The organism is Acinetobacter sp. 243_ASPC (assembly GCF_001054715.1).
Classification (GTDB): domain Bacteria; phylum Pseudomonadota; class Gammaproteobacteria; order Pseudomonadales; family Moraxellaceae; genus Acinetobacter; species Acinetobacter soli.
On record NZ_JVOR01000096.1, the window covers coordinates 1 to 1,985 of the forward strand.

The 1,985-nt window shown below is 49.2% G+C and carries 2 tRNA genes and 1 rRNA gene; all 3 read right to left on the bottom strand.

The features are described 5' to 3' along the window. Positions 1–329: 329 nt before the first annotated feature. Positions 330–405: transfer RNA gene (locus tag ADA42_RS13160), tRNA-Ala, on the bottom strand. Positions 406–441: 36 nt separating this feature from the next. Further along, positions 442–518: transfer RNA gene (locus ADA42_RS13165), tRNA-Ile, on the bottom strand. A gap of 60 nt (positions 519–578) precedes the next feature. After that, a 16S ribosomal RNA gene (locus ADA42_RS13170) occupies positions 579–1,985 on the bottom strand; the annotation flags it as partial.

The window sequence follows — 1,985 nt, forward strand, 5'->3', positions numbered from 1 at the left end:
AATCACCGTACAGCTTCAATCTAAATTCATATACCAAAACGCTTGATTCAGTTAATTTGCTAGTTCTCGGATTAAATCGTCATCTAACAATTGATTGTTAGCTTCTTATCTAATCGAGTTTGAACAATTTATTTCAGACTCAATATTTTCCAATCTGTTAATGAATTAATGTGTCTTCGTCAGATCACACTAAACTGTGATAAATCACAGAGGTTAATAAACTTTATATTTACTAAGCTCTATAACCATCTTTTCTTTGCTTGCCTGCGCGAAGCATAGCTTCTTGCTTAAATTCTCGGACAAAGCGTTGCTTTGTTTGGCCTCGAATTTGGTGGAGACTAGGAGAGTCGAACTCCTGACCTCCTGCGTGCAAAGCAGGCGCTCTACCAACTAAGCTAAGTCCCCAGCTTATATCATTAATGTATCTTTCTGCCGTAGACTTGGTGGGTCTGACAAGACTTGAACTTGTGACCCCACGCTTATCAAGCGTGTGCTCTAACCAACTGAGCTACAGACCCTCAGATACATCTTAGAAGAACAACTTGTTGTGGATTCTTACCGGCCAATCAATCTTTCGTTAAGGAGGTGATCCAGCCGCAGGTTCCCCTACGGCTACCTTGTTACGACTTCACCCCAGTCATCGGCCACACCGTGGTAACCGCCCTCTTTGCAGTTAGGCTAGCTACTTCTGGTGCAACAAACTCCCATGGTGTGACGGGCGGTGTGTACAAGGCCCGGGAACGTATTCACCGCGGCATTCTGATCCGCGATTACTAGCGATTCCGACTTCATGGAGTCGAGTTGCAGACTCCAATCCGGACTACGATCGGCTTTTTGAGATTAGCATCCTATCGCTAGGTAGCAACCCTTTGTACCGACCATTGTAGCACGTGTGTAGCCCTGGCCGTAAGGGCCATGATGACTTGACGTCGTCCCCGCCTTCCTCCAGTTTGTCACTGGCAGTATCCTTAAAGTTCCCATCCGAAATGCTGGCAAGTAAGGAAAAGGGTTGCGCTCGTTGCGGGACTTAACCCAACATCTCACGACACGAGCTGACGACAGCCATGCAGCACCTGTATGTAGATTCCCGAAGGCACCAATCCATCTCTGGAAAGTTTCTACTATGTCAAGGCCAGGTAAGGTTCTTCGCGTTGCATCGAATTAAACCACATGCTCCACCGCTTGTGCGGGCCCCCGTCAATTCATTTGAGTTTTAGTCTTGCGACCGTACTCCCCAGGCGGTCTACTTATCGCGTTAGCTGCGCCACTAAAGCCTCAAAGGCCCCAACGGCTAGTAGACATCGTTTACGGCATGGACTACCAGGGTATCTAATCCTGTTTGCTCCCCATGCTTTCGCACCTCAGCGTCAGTGTTAGGCCAGATGGCTGCCTTCGCCATCGGTATTCCTCCAGATCTCTACGCATTTCACCGCTACACCTGGAATTCTACCATCCTCTCCCACACTCTAGCCAACCAGTATCGAATGCAATTCCCAAGTTAAGCTCGGGGATTTCACATTTGACTTAATTGGCCGCCTACGCGCGCTTTACGCCCAGTAAATCCGATTAACGCTTGCACCCTCTGTATTACCGCGGCTGCTGGCACAGAGTTAGCCGGTGCTTATTCTGCGAGTAACGTCCACTCATTCTGGGTATTAACCAAAAGAGCCTCCTCCTCGCTTAAAGTGCTTTACAACCATAAGGCCTTCTTCACACACGCGGCATGGCTGGATCAGGGTTCCCCCCATTGTCCAATATTCCCCACTGCTGCCTCCCGTAGGAGTCTGGGCCGTGTCTCAGTCCCAGTGTGGCGGATCATCCTCTCAGACCCGCTACAGATCGTCGCCTTGGTAGGCCTTTACCCCACCAACTAGCTAATCCGACTTAGGCTCATCTATTAGCGCAAGGTCACAAGTGATCCCCTGCTTTCTCCCGTAGGACGTATGCGGTATTAGCATCCCTTTCGAGATGTTGTCCCCCACTAA